Origin of the sequence: Reinekea marinisedimentorum, from assembly GCF_004341165.1 — a bacterium.
GTDB lineage: Bacteria > Pseudomonadota > Gammaproteobacteria > Pseudomonadales > Natronospirillaceae > Reinekea > Reinekea marinisedimentorum.
In genome coordinates this window covers 417,010-436,960 of sequence record NZ_SLZR01000002.1, presented here as the reverse complement: position 1 = coordinate 436,960, position 19,951 = coordinate 417,010, and the positions used below count along the sequence as shown (strand labels likewise).

Genomic DNA, 19,951 nt, shown 5'->3' with positions numbered 1-19,951 from the left:
TAACGGGCAATGGGGCGTTCCAGCTCTCGCCAGGGTAACAAATCATCCATCTGCGATAAGAATTTTTCGCGTCGTGTTTGCTTACGTTTTTTCGCCTGACCTTCGGCGTCTGAAAAACTGAGCTGAGACATGATTGAGTCCGTTAGTTTGATTTTGGCTATTATCGCTTAATTTGTTGTATTTTTCAGAGGTGCCTTAGATTGTTTCAATCTATTATCACAATTTGATGTGACTATTCTGAAAGACACACTGCCAGAACCGGAGTTGGTCGTTAAGCTACAAAAAACAAATGCTCTTGTTTTAATCCGGGAGCGCACAATCATTACAGAGTCTCTTCTGTCACAACTACCCAACCTTAAAGTAATCAGTCAAACAGGGAAAGTTAGTAACCATATTGATGTTCACTTGTGTGAAAAGTATAGGGTTAAGGTTTTAGAGGGGGGATTGCCACACGATGGAACTTGAAATTAATGTAATTGACGCATTCACAGACTCGGTGTTCGGCGGAAACCCTGCCGCAGTAATAGTTACCGATACTTGGCTTTCAGATGATCTTATGCAATCGATTGCGTCAGAAAATAACCTATCGGAGACTGCTTTTTTAGTTGAGTCTGAAATAGGTAAATATCAAATACGCTGGTTCTCACCACTCTCAGAAATTGCATTTTGTGGCCATGCAACATTGGCTTCGGCTTTTTTATTGTTTGAGAAATTTTCTGACTTAAAGACGATAACCTTTTTTGCCAAAGCCGTTGGTGAATTGTCGGTCATAAAAAATGATGCCGGTAAGATCCAAATGGATTTCCCGAATACCAAGCCTGAAAAGATAGAGAGTGTTCCTCAAGGTTTAATATCTGGGTTGTCCATCGAACCGTCAGAGGTTTACCGTAATTCCCAGGCCTATTTTGTGATTTTTCGGTCAGAGGAAGAGGTGCTTTCTGTGGCGCGTGATAATGAAATACTCAAGCAGCTCAATCCGTTGGATGTTGTGGTTACTTGCCAATCAGAGCGAGAGGGTTTTGATTTTATCTCCAGGTATTTCTGGCCAGCAAATGGTGGTGATGAAGATCCGGTAACGGGCTCAATTCACACTGGCCTAGCACCATTATGGGCTGAACGTTTGGATAAAACGGAATTGGTGGCCTACCAAGCCTCTAAACGAGGTGGCGTGCTCCATTGCGTAGTCTGTGGTGACAGAGTTTTAGTATCAGGTGATGCAGTGCTGTATTTGAAAGGCAGTATTATCGTTTAGAACTGGAGTTTTTAAGCAATTCGTAAGCTTTATGAGAAATTATGAACAGCATAGTTACACCTCATCGTATTAAGGAAACGCTTTTTGGAGCGCAGTTTAGGTAAGAGAGTGATGGTGGAGTTACATCGAATCGACGCAGTAGAAAATCGTTACGTTACCCTGACCAGATTTAAAAGTAACGAACGTGCGTTAAACATGTATCGATCTTTGGGTTACGATGTCATCGAAGAAAATTCGCATTTTCTGGTGTTCCGAACACCTCATTCCAATATTGAACGTGTAGCGCCTGGAAACAAGATATGAAAAAGCCAACGCTCTTTGTCTTTTCCGGCCTACCCGGAACTGGGAAATCTACACTTGCCAAACGCCTTGCCATAGAAACGGGGGCGGTATACATAAGAATTGATACCGTAGAGCAGGCTTTACGAGATTTGTGCCATCAAGAAGTTGAAGGTGAAGGTTATCGGCTTTCGTATCGTGTTGCAGCAGACAATCTAAAACTTGGGCTGAATGTAATTGCCGATTCCTGCAACCCCATAGCGCTCACACGAATAGAGTGGAATGAAGTGGCCATTCATAACCAGGCTAACCTTATTAATATTGAAGTGTCATGTTCAGATAAAGCCGAGCATAGAAGGCGGGTTGAATCCCGTCTGGCTGAGGTGCCCGGCCTGGCTCATCCAGACTGGGAAAGCGTAGAGGCTCGTGAATATCACCCTTGGCAAGCTGTTGATATAGCTATAGATACCGCACACAAGTCGATAGAGGCGTCCAGTCAGGAGTTATTAAACATCATCCGTGTTATTCAAACACCCATCACAACAAGTGGCTAAAGGTTTTGTAGGTCTGAATTGTGTGAGTTTGGCTAACAATATAATGGAAGGGCAGAAAGCGATGAAAGCAATCGTGCGTAACATTGAGGAAGAGTTTGTTGTTCTAAGCCCTGAAAAACAGGCATCCGTTCAGGTTTCTGATGCTCTGCTGTATCAGCGGCTTAGCAAAGAATACGGTAATTTTTCCGGTCACGAGCTTATTGCTGCCTATGAGTTTGAAAAAGACTGGAATACATGGGAAATGCACCCGCATGGAGATGAAGTGGTCTTGCTGTTATCGGGCTGCATAACCCTGATATTGAAGCTGCCCCAAGGGCTTGAATCGTTCACTTTAAACCGCAGTGGCTCCTACCTTATTGTACCAAAGGGCGTTTGGCATACAGCCGCCACGAATACCAAAAGTAAACTGCTGTTTATCACGCCCGGTGAAGGAACTGAAAACAAGTCTGAGCCATTGTGACGCCACGTTTAACACGGGCGTACTGGTTCCGGGCTGCGCATCCACTTATAACCTCCAGGTCGCAATAAAATAGATCGCCGACCAGTTATCTTTCTCAATTTGATCTGCCTAATTCTTTCTACTTTCTACTCTGTGTACCTGTATCTACCAGTTGCTGGCAACGCTCGTACGACCAATGCCTGGCCAATAAATGTTATAGGCAGAGTTGGCATTTTTTGTCTGAACCATCACCCAATAATGATAAGTATTTTCGAGAGCGCCTTTTTTTGAAGACTCGGTCAGAGTCAACCGCCGCAGGCATTAGGTATAAATGGGCCTGATCCACCCGATAGCTGACTTTATGTTTAATTCACAAGGACCCTGCATGAATTTAATAAATAGCAAAAGGAAAATGTTTCGCATTGGTGCATTAACCTTTAGTACAGCCCTATTGATTGGCTGCCAATTAGAGGATTCCGTCGAAAAAGAGGCTGCAACTGAAGATGCCGCAGCCGAAGATGCCACAACCGGAACCACTGAATGGCAGTTAATCTGGCAGGATGAATTCAATACGGCAGAGATTGATCTTAGCAAGTGGGATCTGGAAGAAAACTGCTGGGGCGGGGGTAACAACGAGCAACAGTGTTATACCGATCAGGAAAGCAATGCTTACATTGAAGACGGTGTGCTCTACATTACCGCCATAAACGAGAGCTATACCGGCGCATCGGCGAATGAAGATGATGCCAGTTACGACTCATCCAACACCACCACGCTGCCATACACCTCTGCGCGGCTGCGCACTAAGAATCTGGCAGACTTTAAATATGGACGCTTTGAAATCAGCGCCAAGTTACCTTCTGGTCAGGGCACATGGCCTGCCATTTGGATGCTGCCAACCGATTACGTTTACGGTACATGGGCGGCCTCTGGTGAAATCGACATCATGGAAGCCGTTAACTTAGGTACCGATTCAGACGCCAGCGACGCACAGAGTGGTGAAACGGAACGCCGCGTCTATGGCACGCTTCACTATGGCGAAACCTGGCCCGATAACGTTTACTCGGGCACTAACTATGAACTAGCAGATGGCTCTAGCCCGGCAGATGACTTTCACGAATACGCGATTGAATGGGAAGAAGGTGAAATTCGCTGGTATGTCGATGACGTTCACTACGCCACTCAAACGTCAGACGGTTGGTATACGCAATATGAGGATGAAAATGGCGATACTGTAAACGGCACGGGTGCCGCCCCCTTTGATGAGTATTTCCACATTATTATGAATTTAGCCGTGGGCGGTGATTGGGCGGCTAATGTGAACGATACCGGCATAGATTCCAGTGCTTTCCCTGCACAAATGGCCGTTGATTATGTTCGGGTGTATGAATGCAGCATTGATGCAACCTCTGGTACTGGCTGCGCAACTGAAAGCGCTGATGCAGAGCTTGTCAGTGGTTATGAAGCGCCGGAAATCATCACTGTGGATGACGATTTTTTAAGCCCGCCGCTGACGATGATTTATGAAGACTCACTGGATGATAACCTGTATTTCCAAAGCTATAACCCAGATGGCACCATCAGTTACAGCGAAGTAGCGGTTGATGACCGCGGTACCGTATTGCAGATCGATAAAACCGGCACAACGGGGAATGTGTACCTGGCGACAGGCACAGAAGCCGATTTTAGTGACTGGAAAGAAGATGGCGCTGTCGTTTTCGATATGCGTGTATTGAGCAGCGCTGATGATGCGGAATTCTTAATTAAGCTGGATAGTGGCTGGCCTTACGTGAGCGATTACAGTGTGGACTTGCCAACGGGCACCGATTGGGTGGAAACCACCATTATGATCAGTGATATTTTGGCAAGTGATAACCGCTATTCAGCGGGTAACTATGCCGACATTTCCTCAATTGTGAACCTACTGGTGTTTGAGCCAACCGATGCAATGAGTATTCAGTTAGATAACATCAGGTTAGAAGAGCAGTAGCCGAGCGTCACAAAAAATTAACACACCATAGGTTGACATAACGGCCAATATATATGAAATTCCGAATATCTGTTTTTCCATATGTGTTGGCTTATGAAAACCATTCTATTTCTATGCACCGAAAACTCCGCCCGCTCGCAAATAGCCGAGGCCGTGGTGAATGGTCTTTTTGGTGACAAATATCAGGCTTTTTCAGCCGGAACAAACCCCGGTTCGGTAGACCCGCGTGCCATAGAGGCACTGGAAAAGTTCGGCCTGCCAACCGATAACCTGGTGTCTAAATCGGTCGATACCTTTATCGGCCGGCAGTTCGATTACACCGTTACGCTGTGCGATAAAGCCCAGCAGGAATGCCTGCTGTACGATTTTGGCGGTGAGCGCATGGCCTGGCACTTTGAAGACCCAAAAACCCGCGCTGTGAAACTCCCCTTTGAAACCACGCTCAAAGAGCTCAATGAGCGCTTTATCATGTTCAAGCTGGTGAAAGAGAAGCAGCCTTCGGCGCTGAGTATTTCGCCGCTGAGTCTGTTCAAATGCCTGGCGGATGAAACCCGCTTGCTTATGGCGGCGCTCATTTCGGCTGAAATTGAGTTGTGCGTCTGCGAACTGACGGCGGCGCTGGAGCTTTCCCAGCCTAAAATTTCCCGTCACCTGGCGCAGATGCGTGACTGTGGCCTGTTGGCTTCACGCCGCGAGGGCCAGTGGGTGTATTACCAGATTAACCCGGCCCTGCCGGATTGGGTTTCGGTGATGGTGAAAAACACCCAGCAGCAAATGGCGACTGATATTGAACCGCTGAATGCTCGGCTGAATGCTATGGCCAGCCGGCCGGAACGCAAAGCGCTGTGTGCCGCCTGTTAACGCAGCCGACAGAATTAAATTTAACGACCTTTCTAGTAAACGAGACCTCTAATGAACGTACATCCATACGATTCTCTGCCGTTAAGCAACGGCACCACGCTGGTGATGACGCCGTGCCCGGGCACCAAAGAAACCACCATCAGCGAAGCGTTAGCCACCTTGCAGCAAGCCGGTGTGACCACCGTTGTCACCATGAATGCCGACAGCGAACTGAGCAGCCTTGGGGTTGCCTCGCTCGGTGATGAAGTGGCCGATAAAGGCATGCGCTGGTTTCAGTTTCCGGTGGCCGATGATGAAGAGCCGGAAGCCGACTTTGAAGCCGCCTGGCTTGAGCACAAAGACGCGCTGCTGGCACTGTTCAACGGCGGCAATGTTATAGCGGTGCACTGCCGTGGCGGCACTGGCCGCACCGGTTTGATGTCGGCCATTATGATGCTGGAATCGGGCTATAGCTGGGCCGAGGCCAAGCAGCAAATTCAGAGCATTCGGCCCCGTGCATTAACGTTGGCTCCGCACCTTAACTACCTGAAAAAACAGTACTCGATCAGCGAATAACAGGAAAACAACATGACCATTAAAGTAGGCATTAACGGTTTTGGCCGCATGGGCCGTTTGGCGCTGCGCGCCGGTTTTGAATCGGAAGATTTGGAATTTGTACAAATTAATGACCCGGCGGGCGATGCCGTGGCACTGGCGCACCTGCTGAACTTCGATTCCATTCACGGCCGCTGGAACCACGAAGCGGTTGCGCAGGGCAGCGACAGCATTGTGATCGGTTCATCGCAGCTGGTGTGCTCGCATAACAAAAGCATTGGCGAGACAGACTGGAGCGGCTGCGATGTGGTCATTGAAGCCAGCGGTAAAATGAAAACCAAAGCCTTGCTGCAGGCGTATCTGGATCAGGGCGTGAAACGCGTTGTCGTCACTGCGCCGGTGAAAGAAGAGGGCGTGCTGAATGTTGTGGTTGGCGTAAACGACGAGCTGTACAACAAAGCGCTGCACCCAATCGTTACCGCAGCATCGTGCACCACCAACTGTTTAGCGCCGGTAGTGAAGGTCATTCATGAAAAGCTGGGCATTAAGCACGGCTCGATGACCACCATTCACGACATCACCAACACCCAAACCATTATTGATTCACCCCATGCCGATTTACGCCGTGCGCGCTCCTGTGGCACCAGTTTGATTCCGACCACAACCGGTTCGGCAACGGCTATTACTCACATCTTCCCTGAGCTGAAAGGCAAGCTGAATGGCCATGCGGTGCGTGTGCCACTGACCAATGCCTCGCTGACCGACTGTGTGTTTGAGGTGGAAAAACCAACCACAGCAGAAGAAGTGAACGCTCTGCTGAAAGAGGCCAGCGAAACCTACCTGAAAGATATTCTGGGCTATGAAGAGCGCCCGCTGGTGTCTATCGATTACAAGACCGATCCGCGCTCCAGCATTATTGATGCGCTTTCCACCATGGTGATCAATGAAACTCAGGTAAAAATTTACGCCTGGTACGATAATGAGTGGGGCTACTCCAACCGCGTAGCCGAACTGACGAAAAAAGTTGGCTTGAGCGATAAGGAATAACACCATGCAGGCACTGGCGCGTCTTTCTCCGGAAATTCGGCAGTACATTTTAATTACCGGTAACTACTGGGCATTCACCTTAACGGATGGTGCCTTGCGTATGCTGGTGGTGCTGCATTTTCACGGCCTGGGTTACAGCCCGCTGGAAATCGCCATGCTGTTTATTTTTTATGAAATTTTTGGCGTGATCACTAACTTAATCGGCGGCTGGCTGGGCGCGCACCTGGGCTTAAACAAAACCATGAACATCGGTTTGTTTATGCAGATTATTGCGCTCAGCATGTTGCTGGTGCCGGCGGCAATGCTCACCGTGCCGTGGGTGATGGCGGCGCAGGCGCTTTCCGGCATCGCCAAAGATTTAAACAAAATGAGCGCTAAAAGCTCCATTAAATTACTGGTGCCGAAAGAGGCCGAAGGCCAGCTGTATAAGTGGGTGGCGATTCTCACCGGCTCTAAAAATGCCTTGAAGGGTGCCGGGTTCTTTTTGGGTGGTGCGCTGTTAACCCTGCTCGGGTTTGCCGGTGCAGTTATCGTTATGGCGGTTGCGCTGGCGCTGGTTTGGTTGGGCAGTGTGCTTAACCTGAAGCAGGATTTAGGCAAGGCAAAAAACAAACCCAAGTTTACTGAAATTTTTTCTAAAAGCCGGGCGATTAATATTTTATCGGCGGCGCGGATGTTTCTGTTTGGCTCGCGTGATGTCTGGTTTGTGGTGGCTCTGCCGGTGTATTTGGCCAGTGCCTTTAATTGGGATCACTGGTATGTCGGTGGCTTTCTGGCGTTGTGGGTCATAGCCTATGGTTTTGTGCAGGGCTTTGCCCCCAACCTAACGGGTAAAAAGAGCGGCAAGGTGCCGGACGGCCGCCATGCCTTAGCCTGGGCAAGCGCACTCGGCCTGGTGACTTTGCTGATGGCGGTGGCGATATCGGCGGGCTTTTATGTCGCACCGGTATTGATTATTGGCCTGATGATTTTTGGCGCCTTGTTCGCGGTGAATTCCTCGCTGCACAGCTATTTAATTGTTAGCTATGCCGGTGACGATGGCGTCTCTCTCGATGTTGGCTTTTATTATATGGCCAATGCCATGGGGCGTTTAATTGGCACTGTACTTTCGGGCTGGTTATTTCAGGCATTCGGTTTGGTAAGCTGCTTGTGGGTATCCGCGTTGTTTATTGCCATTACCGCGGTGATTTCACTGGGCTTACCCAAACACCCGAAACCGGCATCGCAAGCCAGCGCTTAAAGGAATGACCAATGCAAATTGCCAAAGACGACCTGACCGACGGCGCTATTGCCGATCTGCTTAACAGGCACCTGCAGGAAATGCACAAATACTCGCCACCCGAAAGCATTCATGCCATTACCCCGGAAAAACTGCGCGACCCGGCGGTTACCTTTTGGGCAGCACGCATGAACGGTGAACTCGCCGGTTGTGCTGCACTAAAAGAACACTCGGCGGAACTGGCCGAATTAAAATCGATGAAAACCAGCCCCGTGCACTTACGCAAAGGCGTGGCTAAAAACTTGTTGCATCAGGTGTTTGCGGAAGCCAAAGAACGGGGTTACCAAACGGTTAAGCTGGAAACCGGCAGTCACGAGGCGTTTGTACCCGCGGTTGCGTTGTATCAGCAGTTTGGTTTTGAACCTTGCGCGCCGTTCGCAGATTATTCGGATGATCCGTACAGTTTATTCTTTGTTAAGAGGCTTTAAATCGAGTTGGCTTTATAAGTCGTTTGATTTTTAAGTTTGCAGGTCAGTTGCAGACTATCGCAGTCAATCGTACTGTCCGTTTTTCTGTAAGTACCTTTAGATGTTATGCAATGAGTCTCAGGCACGCCCTGTTTGCGCTTAAAAGCTTATCAATTCTGCAGCTGCTCTAACATGGTTTTCAGTACCAAATGCCAGTGGCTGTAGAGCATATATTGACCCGCGCCTTTAGCTTTTATATAGCTTGCCGAGGGCATTTTTGCCGCCATCTTCTCAGAAATAGCCGGGATGAAAATGGGATTGTCAGCGCCATGGAGAATTGTAGTGCTGGCGTTGCATTTACGCAGGTCAAAGGGCCACGGCTTATGCACCTGAATAAAGTCATCCAAATAGGTGCTGGTCTCGCTGTGAAACGCCCATTCAAAAGACTCCTGAACGATACTTAAAAATAGTTCGCTGTTAATGATCGTTTTGTCAGCTTTTGATAGTTTGGTGTAAACACGTTCAAAGTAGTTGCCAGGGGAGGCGTGCAGTTGCGAAAAGATGAGTCTGGAGATGTGTTTTTGGGAGAATGCAGGGAGTTTTTGGTAGGCCTTTAGCAACATACTCTGTGCAGCCATCAGGGGGACTTCCAGATAGTGGTTTTTATCCGGATAGGGGTTGATAAGAATAAGCTTTGTCGAAACGGGTCGATGGCTGCAGGCATGGGCCAGCGCAATGGTAGCGCCTGTGCTTTCGGCAACACAAAGCGGGTTTTTAATTTGCAGTGATGCCAGTGACAATTGAATGGCGTTTTCAAATTCGTCGTTCAGTGACAGGCCAGCCAGGTTGGTCTGCTTCTGAAAGTCCCATCGGTTTGGAACGATGACCCGAATGCCTAATTTTTTGAGCTCTTCATGCTTTTGCTGCCAGAATTTTTGTGAATGGAAGTAGCCATGCAAAAACAGGATGGGTTTCCCGCCTATTCGTCCATAATCCGAGAATGAGAGGTCAAGGCCGTTTTTTGAACGCACAGTTTTTGTGTTTTCGCAGTAAGCAACTACTTGTTGCTGCAGTCTGTTGACCTCTTCCGTTTCAACCGGGCTTAACCATAAAGCCGGGGTTGCATAAATCTGCTTCAGCAGCTCCGATTGGCTATGAGTGTTGGTTTTGGTCAACACGTTCTTAAAGTGAGAGCGAGCTGTATGTTTGCTAATACAAAGCTTTTCGGCCGCTTCGGTAAGTGAGTTGCTGCCGTTTAAGAGCTGCTTAACCAAACGGGTCTCGGCGCCAGTAAGCCCATAAACGCTGGATACTTTATCGACATTGACACTGGACAGACTGTTTGAGTGTGAAATATATAATGTGTATACACCATTTGCGCCTGTGGTTGCCGTGGTGGTGTTACGGGAAAAGTGCAGAGTATAGAAACCATTGTTTTCTTCACTTCCGCAAATTGTGAAGCATTCATTTAATTGTTTATTTGCAGCTTCTGCTTTGCTTAATCTTTTAATGGCTTGTTCAATTCTGATCTGACTTTCCGGGTTCACAGCCTGCAGCCTGCCTTTGGATTTTTCAAGACCGTATTCTGCCGCGAGAAAGTCCTGTGAATGCGCATTGGTGGATAAAATATTGAGTTGGTAATCAACCAGAATAATGCCGAGTGGTAAGTTGTTAAGAATGGCCAGTGCGTTGTTCAGTTTTTGCTGAGCGAAATGTATTTCTTGATTAAGGGATAAAGCTTGCTTCAGGTGCGGGTACAGCAGGTTTTGCTCCAGGCTTTCAACAACAACGTACTTACCGTTTACCAGCGAAAGCGACTGGTTTGCAGCAAGGTATGCATCAAGTTCATTGAATAATTCGGGCCACCGCTCTGGCGCATTTGTTGATTCATAGATTAAACCAATCAGGCTGGCGAGCTTACCTTCAACAGTCCCTGTCATATGTCCACCATACTCATGACAACATGGAGGTTAACAAATCGTTGACCCTATATTGACTGACTGAATCACAGAGTAAAGCTGTACTAAAGTACTATAACCTACCGTCGAAAACCCCCCATGTAAGGTATGGCTCACTGACTCATCAAACTTTTAAGCTGACCTTGTTCCCCGAAAGGGCAAGTTGAGCGGAAAATAATTCAGTTTTTCCTGAGTTATCAGGACTTTATTTATTCCTCATATCTATCCGGTTTTAAGAAATAAGAGGTAGGGACAGATGCAAAGAAAAAAGCTTGCTGTTGCATTAAGTTTGGTTACCACTGCCATACTTTCCAGCTGTAGTGGAGGTTCTTCAGGTAGTGGAAGTGAAACCCCTACAACATATAGTGTTAAAGCGATAGACGGCTATTTAAGAAACGCGACTATCTGGCTGGATCTGGATGGTGATTTCGAGCAGGATGCCGATGAACCCAGTGGAACCACCGGAGAAGGTGGCTCTTATGATCTGGATGTTACCGGAATAGCCAATTATGACAGTTATCCATTGGTCGTCCAGGCGATTTCAGGTGTCACGATTGACGAAGATACCATAACCGAAGATAACCCTTCCGGAGACACCGTCGAGTCGGCCTATTTACTCTCCGCTCCCGCAGGTGTTGAGAATGTTACGCCACTTACCACGCTTGTTCATATTCACTCTGAACAACACCTCACCAGTACATCGACAGCTGAGGAAGTTGCCGATGCAATCCAGGATGCTGTTTCCGAGATCTCTGATGCACTGGGTATATCTGAAGCGGACATGCTTGGCGACTATATCGGCAGCGGTTCAGAAGATGCCGCTTTCGCAGCTACTAATATTGTTGAGTCGGGTTTGATTCCGGATAACGCTACTGAACTTTCCGACGCGACAGAAGAAGACCCGGATAATTCTAATATTTCAGATCAGTTTACTGATGTTGCCGCTGAAATTCAGGAGGCGATTGAAACGGTCGAGAGTGATGAAACAACGGGTTATGACGACTTAGATTTAGCGCTTGATACCGATACCGATACTGATGGCTATAGCGATGTCATTGATGCGTTCCCATATGATGCGGATGAATGGCTCGATAGCGATGATGACGGCGTAGGCGATAACGCCGATGACTTCCCGGATGATGCCACTGAAACCGAAGACAGCGATGGCGACGGTGTAGGCGATAACACCGATCTGTTCCCGGATGATGCCACTGAAAGCGAAGACAGCGATGGCGACGGTGTGGGCGATAACGCCGATGACTTCCCGGATGATGCCAGTGAAAGCGAAGACAGCGATGGCGATGGTGTGGGCGATAACACCGATGACTTCCCGAACGATGCCAGTGAAAGCGAAGACAGCGATGGCGATGGTGTGGGCGATAACACCGATGCCTTCCCGAACGATGCCAGTGAAAGCGAAGACAGCGATGGCGACGGTGTGGGCGATAACGCCGATGACTTCCCGAACGATGCCACTGAAACCGAAGACAGCGATGGCGACGGTGTGGGCGATAACGCCGATGACTTCCCGAACGATGCCACTGAAACCGAAGACAGCGATGGCGACGGTGTGGGCGATAACACCGATGACTTCCCGAACGATGCCACTGAAACCGAAGACAGCGATGGCGACGGTGTGGGCGATAACACCGATGACTTCCCGGATGATGCCAGTGAAAGCGAAGACAGCGATGGCGATGGTGTGGGCGATAACACCGATGACTTCCCGGATGATGCCAGTGAAAGCGAAGACAGCGATGGCGATGGTGTGGGCGATAACGCCGATAACTGTCCAAACCATGCTAATTCCTCTCAAACGGATACCGATAACGATGGCATCGGTGATCTCTGTGATTCAACCGACGATTCAAGCTCCGATGGCCTTATCTGGGACACAGGTAGCTGGAACAGCAACACTTGGCAATAACTAAACTTAAGGAAGTACGATGAACAAATTAACTACCAACTTTTTAGCAATACTGACTGGTGTGGGTTTGGCCTCTAACGTTATTGCTATTGATGAACTGCACTCGTTTAGCGCTGGCGAAGCCGCACTGGCTTCGGAAGTGAATGAAAATTTTGAGTACCTGGAAGATAAGATCGATGATGTCGTAACGGGTTACTCAACTCTAACGATCGACTGTGGTGCCGATGAATATGCACTTAAAGACTATTTGGACGAAGCCCGTTGGGCCGGACGATTGAATATTTATGTAGAAGGCACATGCACCGGAGAAATTTATTTCAATAAAGACGATGTGTATATATTCGATGCCGTTATTCAGGCCGATGCCGACGGAGCTGCCGTGAGTGTCGCAGGAAAAACAAATATTCGATTTTATGACACCGTTATTTCATCTGGTACGGTTGCTATTCGCCGTGAATCCTATGTTCGGTTTGAAGGCGTTGATTCGGGTATGGGTTTTGAACTTCCTGCTTTATCCGCTGACTCAGATGGTATATATGAGCCAAGCCTGGAAGTTCGCAGCTCTACTTTACGGATCGGCTCAGGGACCATCAGTAATCTTTCTCTGAAAGCAATGGGCGCATCCTTTGTTTATATCAATGACGATGTGGTGTTGGATAATGCCTATCAAATCTGGCTGGAATCGGGATCGGCACTCGACTCATCAATAGACTTGTCAATTCTGGGCACCGCTGGCGTGTTTTCCGGTTCCGTATTGCAGGCTGAAAGCCTGTCTTCTGCGGAGGCGTATGTCGAAAAAAATGCCTTGATTGAGACAGATGCTATAAGTACGACAGGTGAATTTTATCTTGCCGATAATGCGACTGTTCATACGGAGGATCTGGATGTTGGTTCAATGGAATTAGAACGCGGCAGTGTATTGAGTTCCACCGATATAGACACCACCGGTAATGTTGAAGTGAAGACTAACTCTGTTCTAACGACTGACTATATGACGACTGGTGATCTTCGGGTTTCAACAGGTTCAGTCTTGTATGCTTATGAAACTCTGGAGGGTGTAGGCATTAGCTGCTGGGTCGGTACTTTGGCAATTGGGGATTTAACACTGACTGGCTATGCCAACGAAGGGGATAGCTCCTATTCACTGGAATCATACGACTGTAACGGGAACATCGATAATTCAACTTTGAGCAATGGTAGTTTTAATACTGGGTCGTTAGCATTGCAGTAGGTATTCTGCTAATGAGCTAACAGTGTATCGCCCTTCTTATGAAGGGCTTTTTACATTTAGTCGAGAGCCACTTTAATCTTGAGCGATCACTGTAGATGACGTCGCTTTTCATTCTGAACTTCCATTCCACTGCTGCTACATATCATAAATACACACCGTTTAATGTTTAAAGGAGGGTGGGTCGTTAATAGAATGTTTCGGTCAATTGGTTAGCAAACTAGCCCATCATCTTCCACCCAGCAGACGCCATGACCAATTTGGGCGGCCTCAGTTTATAGCTTCTACGAATTTGTCACTGCTCTGTGCATGAGTCACGTTCAACCGCAGCTTGAAAGTTCCAGGGATCCGTAGAACGGTAAGAATCTTCAAAGAAAATGACCTGCCTGTTTGACTCGTTCCTGAATGCCACTCAATATATGTATTCCATTTACTTGAATGTAGTATTTTAGTAGTTCACCTGAAGGATCAAGCGAGTACTAAATGAAAAACCTCCTGCTGCATAAGGCATGGCTGGCCGGATCGCTGTGCGCTGCCTTGCTGCTTATTTTTGCCATCGCCTATTTTGATGCCTGTTACGACTCTAACCTGAGCGCGAAAAACGCAGAAATTGCGCAGGCCAACAAGAACCAATTAGAAAAATTAAAGCAGGCGCAGCAGAAATTTGAGCAGAACAAAGCGGCAGAAGAGGCGGTGCATGCGCGCGGTTTTGGTGATGCAAATTTGTTTCAGGGTATACAGGTTCAAATAGAAGGCCTGAATATTCTCGATAAGTTCTTCAACCTGAACAGCGATTACGATATTCAAAGTCGTTACGGTGGCGAGCTGTTTCACGATACCGATAATTTTATTCTCGACCCCGATAAGCCCAACCGCGGTTACCCCAATTTAAGAGTGCAGGTGTTACAGCCACAGCCGTTTTCACACCGCAGTTTCTTTGAGCGCTTGTTCGATAGCGATTATTCCGGTCCGGATTTCCTTGAGCAAACCCTGGCGAAATCCAGCAAGGTCGATTCCTTCTACTGGAACGTGAATGGCGATTCCATTCTGGTAGAACAGCACGCACTGCAGTTTGCGGTGGATGTAAATACCCAATACAACGGCAAGTACGATGATGCCGGGCTGCCGGTTAACGAAAAAACCAATGTCTTTGGCCGCAAGCTGGATAACGACTGGGAGTGGCAGAACAAACGCTACCCGCCGGTGAACATCGCGCTTTCGTTTGTGCCGAAATCGCCGGCCTATGTAAACGGCAGCAACCTTAACGCACCGGCTTTTGCCGTGGCAGCGGTGGAGCTAATTGGCATAAAGAGTTATTCCGCAGTGAAAGAATCTGAACACAGCATGGGGGCCGATTCCGATCTGATCGTTGGCAAAACCCTGCCGCTGTACAGCGAATTCAGCCAGCTGCCGATTAACTACGAGCAGCGCGATAAGGCGCTGTACCAAGCGCAGTCGCACCAGTTGTTGGATGATTACATCAACCTTCAGGGCGTAGAGAAAACTCAGATTCTCAACAATGAACTGTTTGGCAAAAAGAAGTACAGCATCTTGCGCATCGCCAATATTGGCACCGTCAGCGAAGGCAATATTTTTATCGGCAGTCAAAAGGCGTCGGAAGCCTATCGGTTTATTTTTGCGCTGCATATGTTTGTGTATGGCGACTGGAAAACCAAATATACCCCGCTGGCATCCGAGTGGGGCGCGGTTGAAGAAAAAGCACTGTACGAGCGTAACAACTCTCTGATCGACCGGGCCCTTTCCGGCCTGTTCGATACCTTTATTCCAACGCTGGGGCTCGGTAACTGGGGGCAAATGATCGTGCTGGCGGGACTGTTGTTTTTGTTGTTGCCGTTCGTACCGGCACTGCTGCAAATTGTGATGCTGCTGGCCTCTTTTGTGCGGCTTATTGCAACGGTGTTAACACGGCTGGTCGCCAGTATTCGGGCCTAAACACCGCCCACCATCCCTGTGGTTAATTCTTTCATCGTTTGCTAACAACGCGGGCTAACACGCGGCCTGTGAAACTGCGATAGCATCTGCGCAAAGCCGGTTCTCATCGCTGATCATGTTTCGCCCTGTGTTTTAACGGATATTTAACCTACTACAAATGCAGGACGCATAACCTCAGCCGCATAATAAGGACTGAGCTTTTTATGGGTCGCTTTTGATACTTCTAAAAACAAAAACAAAAGGATGACCAACGCATGAACAGGCAAAAACTCGCCTTATTACTCTCGACGCTGTCTATCAGTGCCTTAGCCTTCAGTGAAGGCCCCGCAGCTATGCTACCCGGGCCGGGTGCTGAGGGCTTACCACCACCCATGCCAGAGTTGGATGTAAGGCTCTATACCGGAACATTAGGCTGGATGTACGCGGATGTAGCGCAAGCGTGCACGCAGCACGGTATCGATTTTGAGCAGCACTTGAAGATTGGTGAATACATCGAGCAGTTGGGCGACCGGGAAGCGGCGGTAGAACAGGCATTAAAAGAAGGCATCATTACCGACAAGCAGGCCGAGGTTGTGCTGTTTATGTTCAATGACAAACCTCAGCTGTCACTGGCGGATGCAAACGATTTGGAAGATGCCTTGCTTGCCTCGGTAGGCTATATAGCGGCAGAAGGCGGCTACCCGGTTGTTTCGACCAATGTCTCTAAGTTTTATGATGCCGACGGGCTTATTGAAGCGCCCAAACCCGGCCAGCCATTCTATGGCCAGGATGCGCAGTATCAGCTGACACCGCCCAGCTATACCGATAACGGCGACGGCACCATTACCGATAACGTAACCGGGCTGATGTGGGAGCAAGCACCCAGTGGCGGTAAAAAACTCACCTGGGAACAGGCCATGACGGGCCTGGATGCATTCAACAACGAAAAGCTGGGTGGCTATAACGACTGGCGCATCCCCACGCTGAAAGAGCTCTACTCGCTGGTGCTGTTTTCAGGTGAGTTCAAATTCGGCCAGATTGTTCAGCCGTACTTCGATGACAATTATTTTGTGACCATGGATCTGATTAATCCGGGCGACAGAGACATCGACGTGCAGACCATCACCAGTACCATTTACGACAGCAAAACGCTGGGTAACACCACCACCATGTTTGGCTATAACTTCCGCGATGGCTTCACCAAGGGTTACCCTTCCAGCAAAACCTTCACCCTTTATCACGTGCGTGGCAATACCCATTACGGACAGAACCTGTTTGTGGATAACGGCGACGGTACCGTTTCAGATTTGGCCACGGGCCTGATGTGGATGAAAGCCGACAGCGGTGTGCTGAATGCCGGTGATGCGGGTAACGGAACAATGAACTGGGAGCAGGCTCTCGCCTGGAGTGAAGGCCTGGATGCCGCAGGCCACAGCGATTGGCGTTTGCCAAATGCCAAAGAACTGCAGAGTATTGTGGATTACAGCCGCAGCCCGGATACAACCGATTCAGCGGCCATTGACCCCATCTTTGAAAGTCGGCCGATCATTAATGCCGCCGGCATGAAAGATTGGGGTTACTACTGGACTAACACCCCGTTTGATGACACTCAGACCATCTACGTTTCATTTGGCCGTTGCATGGGCGCAATGGGTGGCGACACCATGGATGTTCATGGCGCGGGTTGCCAGCGGGCTGATATGCGCGATGGTGATCGGGCCGATTACCCGATTCATCGCGGCCCTCAGGGTGATGAAATTCGTACCTACAATATGGTGCGGGCGGTAAGAACGATTAATTAATTTTCCTGCTAGCAGGCGTCAAAGGCACTTCAAGTGACGTGCCTTTTTATTTGCCTGGTTCTGGTGCCGTTGCAGACAGGCGTGTTACGCACCGGCTATCTGGTCAACCTTATCGACCCAGCGTTGAATTTCTTCTTCCGGTAAAAAACTGCCCAGAAAGCTGTTCTTCACCAGCGCCACCAGCTGCTGTTCATTCATCCCCAGGTGCTCATGCAGGGCGCGATAGTTATCATTCAGATAACCGCCGAAGTAGCTCGGGTCGTCGGCATTGACGGTGACGCGTAAGCCCTTTTCGAGCAATTGCAGGATGTTGTGCTGTGACATCTCATCAAAAACACAGAGTTTAATATTGGAAAGCGGGCAAACCGTCAGAGGTATTTGCCGGTCGGTCAGGTAGCGCACCAGGCCTTCGTCTTCCACACAGCGAACGCCGTGATCAATCCGCGCCACGTCTAAGTGTTTTATGGCGCCCCAAATGTAATCGGCCGGGCCTTCTTCACCGGCATGGGCAACACGCTGTAAACGCATCGCTTTAGAGGCGGCAAACACATGAATAAACTTTTCCGGCGGGTTGCCCATTTCTGAGCTGTCGAGGCCAACCGCGGCAATTTGGTGCAGGTAAGGCTGGGCCTGTTGCAGGGTTTCCAGCGCGCTTTCTTCAGAAAGGTGACGCAGGTAAGACATAATCAGCAGCACCGATTGCCCCCACTGGGCTTTGGCATCGTCAATGGCGCGCTGAAAACCGGCCATGAATACATCAAAACCGATGCCGCGCTCGGTGTGGGTTTGCGGGTCGAACATGATTTCAGTGTGCACCACATTGTCTGCCTTACACCTGAGCAGGTAACGCCACATCAACTGGTAGAAATCATCTTCATCACGCAGCACCGAAGCACCTAAATAGTACAGGTCTAAAAAGCTTTGCAGGTTATCGAAGTTATAGGCGGCGGCCACCTCTTCTACCGAGTTGTAGGGCAGGGCGACGCCGTGTTTTTGGGCAAGCTGCATCATCAGCTCAGGTTCCAGGCTGCCCTCTATGTGCAGGTGTAGTTCGGTTTTAGGTAGTTTTTGAATTAGCTCGAGTACGCTCACGATAGCTCCGTTATTAGCGGTTATGGGTGAGAGTATAAGCCACAAACACGGCGAAATGCCGTGCTTGCTTCAACTATTAAACAGGTGGATTAACTGCACTTAAGCGGCCTGGGCACGGGAATCGCGGGCATCAGTAATGTAGTAGTACTCAATGGCCACCAGCAGCAGGCAGGTGGTCATGGCAATGCTGGTGCCGGTCACCACGCCTGCCCAGCCCCAGCTTTGGTAGAACGGCTCCAGGAAAAAAGCGCCAACGCTGGCACCGGTGTAGTAGAACAGGCTGTACAGTGCCTGCGCGCTGCCTTTGTGTTTCTTGCAGCTGCGGCCAACCAGCGTGGAGGCCTGAGCATGGGTAAAGAAGAAGCCAACCGCTGTGGCGATCATACCGATGACCATCATTGAAAGATGACCTTCCCACAGGAACAGGTTAGCGGCCAGCATAATGGAGACGCCCATCGCCACACCGGCCAGCTGACCATGCTTTTTAGCAAACTTGCCGGCCATGGAAGCGCTGATGGTGCCACCGAAGAAGGTAATGAACATCAGTGCGCGCACACCGCTCGGCAGTGAATAAGGCGCATCGCCCAGCACCATCATCAGGTAGCTGAACTGGTTAACAAAGCAGCCGAATACCAGGCCGATGATGACGTACATCAGCACCAGGCGCGGGCGGCGCAGATGGCGCGCGTAAGATTTCAGGCTGACTTTTAAACTGAAAGGCACCGGGGTGAAGCGGCGCTGTGCCGGCAGAATTTTATAAACAACGGCAAACATAATCAGGCTGATCACGCCGATAACGATGCCAGCTGCTTGCCAGCTGTTGCCCAGTGTTGCACACAGGCCACCAATTAGGCGGCTGGAAACACCACCGATTGAGTTAGAAGCAACATAAAAACCAACGGCTCCGGCCAACCAGCTTTTGCGCAGTTCATCTCCCAGCAGCGGCACCGCAACGGCCGGGCAGGCTGAAAGCAAGGCACCCTGAACAAAGCGTAAGGCGATAAACAGTGTGTAGTTTTCAATGAAGGGCAACAGCAGCGTAATCAACATGCCGCTTGCTGTGCCGCCGATCAGAATTTTGTTGCGGCCAATCGCATCCGACCAGGTTGCGAACACCAGTAAACCCAAGCCCATGCCAAGCATCGAAGCCGACATGGATAAGTTAGCGCCCAGCGAGCTGACAGCGAAATGCTGTTGCAGCAGCGGTAACAGGGGTTGTAGCCAGTAGATATTAAAAAATGTAACGACTGAACATAGACAAACAGAAAGAGTAAGACGCTGGCAATGGTGTAGTTTTTTCACTTATTGGGTGCTTTTGGTTGCGGGTCATGGCTGGAATGCAGGTAGACTAAGGCTTTCAGCGTAATAAA

Annotated in this window: 16 protein-coding genes and 2 pseudogenes; 14 read left to right on the top strand and 4 right to left on the bottom strand. The window is 49.2% G+C overall.

From position 1 onward, the window contains the following. A pseudogene (locus BCF53_RS19370) lies at positions 1 to 131 on the bottom strand (IS5/IS1182 family transposase); the annotation flags it as partial. 88 nt (positions 132 to 219) lie between these two features. Between BCF53_RS19370 and BCF53_RS04210 the strand changes: the two are divergent. The 10 genes and pseudogenes from BCF53_RS04210 to BCF53_RS04165 all read left to right on the top strand — a co-directional run. Further along, positions 220 to 465 (top strand): annotated as a pseudogene (locus tag BCF53_RS04210) (D-2-hydroxyacid dehydrogenase family protein); the annotation flags it as partial. Continuing rightward, positions 455 to 1,252 carry a PhzF family phenazine biosynthesis protein gene (locus BCF53_RS04205; protein ID WP_132700221.1) on the top strand — a complete coding sequence of 266 codons (798 nt, stop codon included), beginning with the start codon at positions 455 to 457 and terminating at the stop codon, positions 1,250 to 1,252. The pseudogene BCF53_RS04210 and the gene BCF53_RS04205, both read left to right, overlap by 11 nt. A 299-nt stretch (positions 1,253 to 1,551) precedes the next feature. After that, positions 1,552 to 2,085 (top strand): P-loop nucleotide/nucleoside kinase family protein, encoded by a 534-nt coding sequence (locus BCF53_RS04200; protein WP_132700219.1) that lies wholly within the window; start codon positions 1,552 to 1,554, stop codon positions 2,083 to 2,085. Continuing rightward, positions 2,078 to 2,545 carry a cupin domain-containing protein gene (locus tag BCF53_RS04195; protein ID WP_207902645.1) on the top strand — a complete coding sequence of 156 codons (468 nt, stop codon included), beginning with the start codon at positions 2,078 to 2,080 and terminating at the stop codon, positions 2,543 to 2,545. Before BCF53_RS04200 ends, BCF53_RS04195 begins: the two co-directional genes overlap by 8 nt. 391 nt (positions 2,546 to 2,936) lie before the next feature. Then, the gene (locus BCF53_RS04190) at positions 2,937 to 4,514 is read left to right on the top strand and encodes a glycoside hydrolase family 16 protein (protein ID WP_132700217.1); all 1,578 of its coding nucleotides are present in this window, start codon (positions 2,937 to 2,939) and stop codon (positions 4,512 to 4,514) included. A gap of 93 nt (positions 4,515 to 4,607) precedes the next feature. Further along, entirely contained in the window at positions 4,608 to 5,375 is a 768-nt protein-coding gene (locus tag BCF53_RS19600) for a metalloregulator ArsR/SmtB family transcription factor (protein WP_165901803.1), read from the top strand. A 51-nt stretch (positions 5,376 to 5,426) separates the two neighbouring features. Beyond that, positions 5,427 to 5,930 carry a phosphatase domain-containing protein gene (locus BCF53_RS04180; protein ID WP_132700213.1) on the top strand — a complete coding sequence of 168 codons (504 nt, stop codon included), beginning with the start codon at positions 5,427 to 5,429 and terminating at the stop codon, positions 5,928 to 5,930. A gap of 12 nt (positions 5,931 to 5,942) precedes the next feature. Continuing rightward, entirely contained in the window at positions 5,943 to 6,956 is a 1,014-nt protein-coding gene (locus BCF53_RS04175) for an ArsJ-associated glyceraldehyde-3-phosphate dehydrogenase (protein WP_132700211.1), read from the top strand. Between the two features lie 4 nt (positions 6,957 to 6,960). Continuing rightward, positions 6,961 to 8,196 (top strand): organoarsenical effux MFS transporter ArsJ, encoded by a 1,236-nt coding sequence (gene arsJ, locus BCF53_RS04170; RefSeq protein WP_132700209.1) that lies wholly within the window; start codon positions 6,961 to 6,963, stop codon positions 8,194 to 8,196. 11 nt (positions 8,197 to 8,207) lie between these two features. Beyond that, complete coding sequence (locus BCF53_RS04165; RefSeq protein WP_132700207.1) at positions 8,208 to 8,663, top strand: GNAT family N-acetyltransferase; 456 nt, start codon at positions 8,208 to 8,210, stop codon at positions 8,661 to 8,663. A 149-nt stretch (positions 8,664 to 8,812) separates the two neighbouring features. Here BCF53_RS04165 and BCF53_RS04160 read toward each other — a convergent pair whose 3' ends face one another. Further along, positions 8,813 to 10,189 carry a bifunctional helix-turn-helix transcriptional regulator/alpha/beta hydrolase gene (locus BCF53_RS04160; protein WP_132700205.1) on the bottom strand — a complete coding sequence of 459 codons (1,377 nt, stop codon included), beginning with the start codon at positions 10,187 to 10,189 and terminating at the stop codon, positions 8,813 to 8,815. Between the two features lie 667 nt (positions 10,190 to 10,856). Between BCF53_RS04160 and BCF53_RS04155 the strand changes: the two genes are divergently transcribed. From BCF53_RS04155 to BCF53_RS04140, 4 genes are all read left to right on the top strand, one after another. After that, positions 10,857 to 12,527, top strand: coding sequence for a thrombospondin type 3 repeat-containing protein (locus tag BCF53_RS04155; RefSeq protein WP_132700203.1), 1,671 nt, complete (start codon positions 10,857 to 10,859; stop codon positions 12,525 to 12,527). Positions 12,528 to 12,546: 19 nt separating this feature from the next. Beyond that, complete coding sequence (locus BCF53_RS04150) at positions 12,547 to 13,758, top strand: hypothetical protein (protein WP_132700201.1); 1,212 nt, start codon at positions 12,547 to 12,549, stop codon at positions 13,756 to 13,758. Positions 13,759 to 14,238: 480 nt separating this feature from the next. Then, positions 14,239 to 15,708 carry a hypothetical protein gene (locus tag BCF53_RS04145; protein ID WP_132700199.1) on the top strand — a complete coding sequence of 490 codons (1,470 nt, stop codon included), beginning with the start codon at positions 14,239 to 14,241 and terminating at the stop codon, positions 15,706 to 15,708. A gap of 254 nt (positions 15,709 to 15,962) precedes the next feature. Further along, complete coding sequence (locus BCF53_RS04140) at positions 15,963 to 17,489, top strand: Lcl C-terminal domain-containing protein (protein ID WP_207902644.1); 1,527 nt, start codon at positions 15,963 to 15,965, stop codon at positions 17,487 to 17,489. Positions 17,490 to 17,573: 84 nt separating this feature from the next. Here the strand turns inward: BCF53_RS04140 and BCF53_RS04135 are convergent, their stop codons facing one another. Further along, positions 17,574 to 18,581 (bottom strand): adenosine deaminase, encoded by a 1,008-nt coding sequence (locus BCF53_RS04135; RefSeq protein WP_132700197.1) that lies wholly within the window; start codon positions 18,579 to 18,581, stop codon positions 17,574 to 17,576. Positions 18,582 to 18,680: 99 nt separating this feature from the next. Beyond that, the gene (locus BCF53_RS04130; protein WP_132700195.1) at positions 18,681 to 19,883 is read right to left on the bottom strand and encodes an MFS transporter; all 1,203 of its coding nucleotides are present in this window, start codon (positions 19,881 to 19,883) and stop codon (positions 18,681 to 18,683) included. Positions 19,884 to 19,951: the final 68 nt, after the last annotated feature.

Coding starts and splice junctions, on each gene's coding strand:
- BCF53_RS04205 (WP_132700221.1), top strand. CDS start 455: ATGGAACTTGAAATTAATGTAATTGACGCATTCACAGACTCGGTGTTC.
- BCF53_RS04200 (WP_132700219.1), top strand. CDS start 1,552: ATGAAAAAGCCAACGCTCTTTGTCTTTTCCGGCCTACCCGGAACTGGG.
- BCF53_RS04190 (WP_132700217.1), top strand. CDS start 2,937: ATGTTTCGCATTGGTGCATTAACCTTTAGTACAGCCCTATTGATTGGC.
- BCF53_RS19600 (WP_165901803.1), top strand. CDS start 4,608: ATGAAAACCATTCTATTTCTATGCACCGAAAACTCCGCCCGCTCGCAA.
- BCF53_RS04180 (WP_132700213.1), top strand. CDS start 5,427: ATGAACGTACATCCATACGATTCTCTGCCGTTAAGCAACGGCACCACG.
- BCF53_RS04175 (WP_132700211.1), top strand. CDS start 5,943: ATGACCATTAAAGTAGGCATTAACGGTTTTGGCCGCATGGGCCGTTTG.
- arsJ (WP_132700209.1), top strand. CDS start 6,961: ATGCAGGCACTGGCGCGTCTTTCTCCGGAAATTCGGCAGTACATTTTA.
- BCF53_RS04165 (WP_132700207.1), top strand. CDS start 8,208: ATGCAAATTGCCAAAGACGACCTGACCGACGGCGCTATTGCCGATCTG.
- BCF53_RS04155 (WP_132700203.1), top strand. CDS start 10,857: ATGCAAAGAAAAAAGCTTGCTGTTGCATTAAGTTTGGTTACCACTGCC.
- BCF53_RS04150 (WP_132700201.1), top strand. CDS start 12,547: ATGAACAAATTAACTACCAACTTTTTAGCAATACTGACTGGTGTGGGT.
- BCF53_RS04145 (WP_132700199.1), top strand. CDS start 14,239: ATGAAAAACCTCCTGCTGCATAAGGCATGGCTGGCCGGATCGCTGTGC.
- BCF53_RS04140 (WP_207902644.1), top strand. CDS start 15,963: ATGAACAGGCAAAAACTCGCCTTATTACTCTCGACGCTGTCTATCAGT.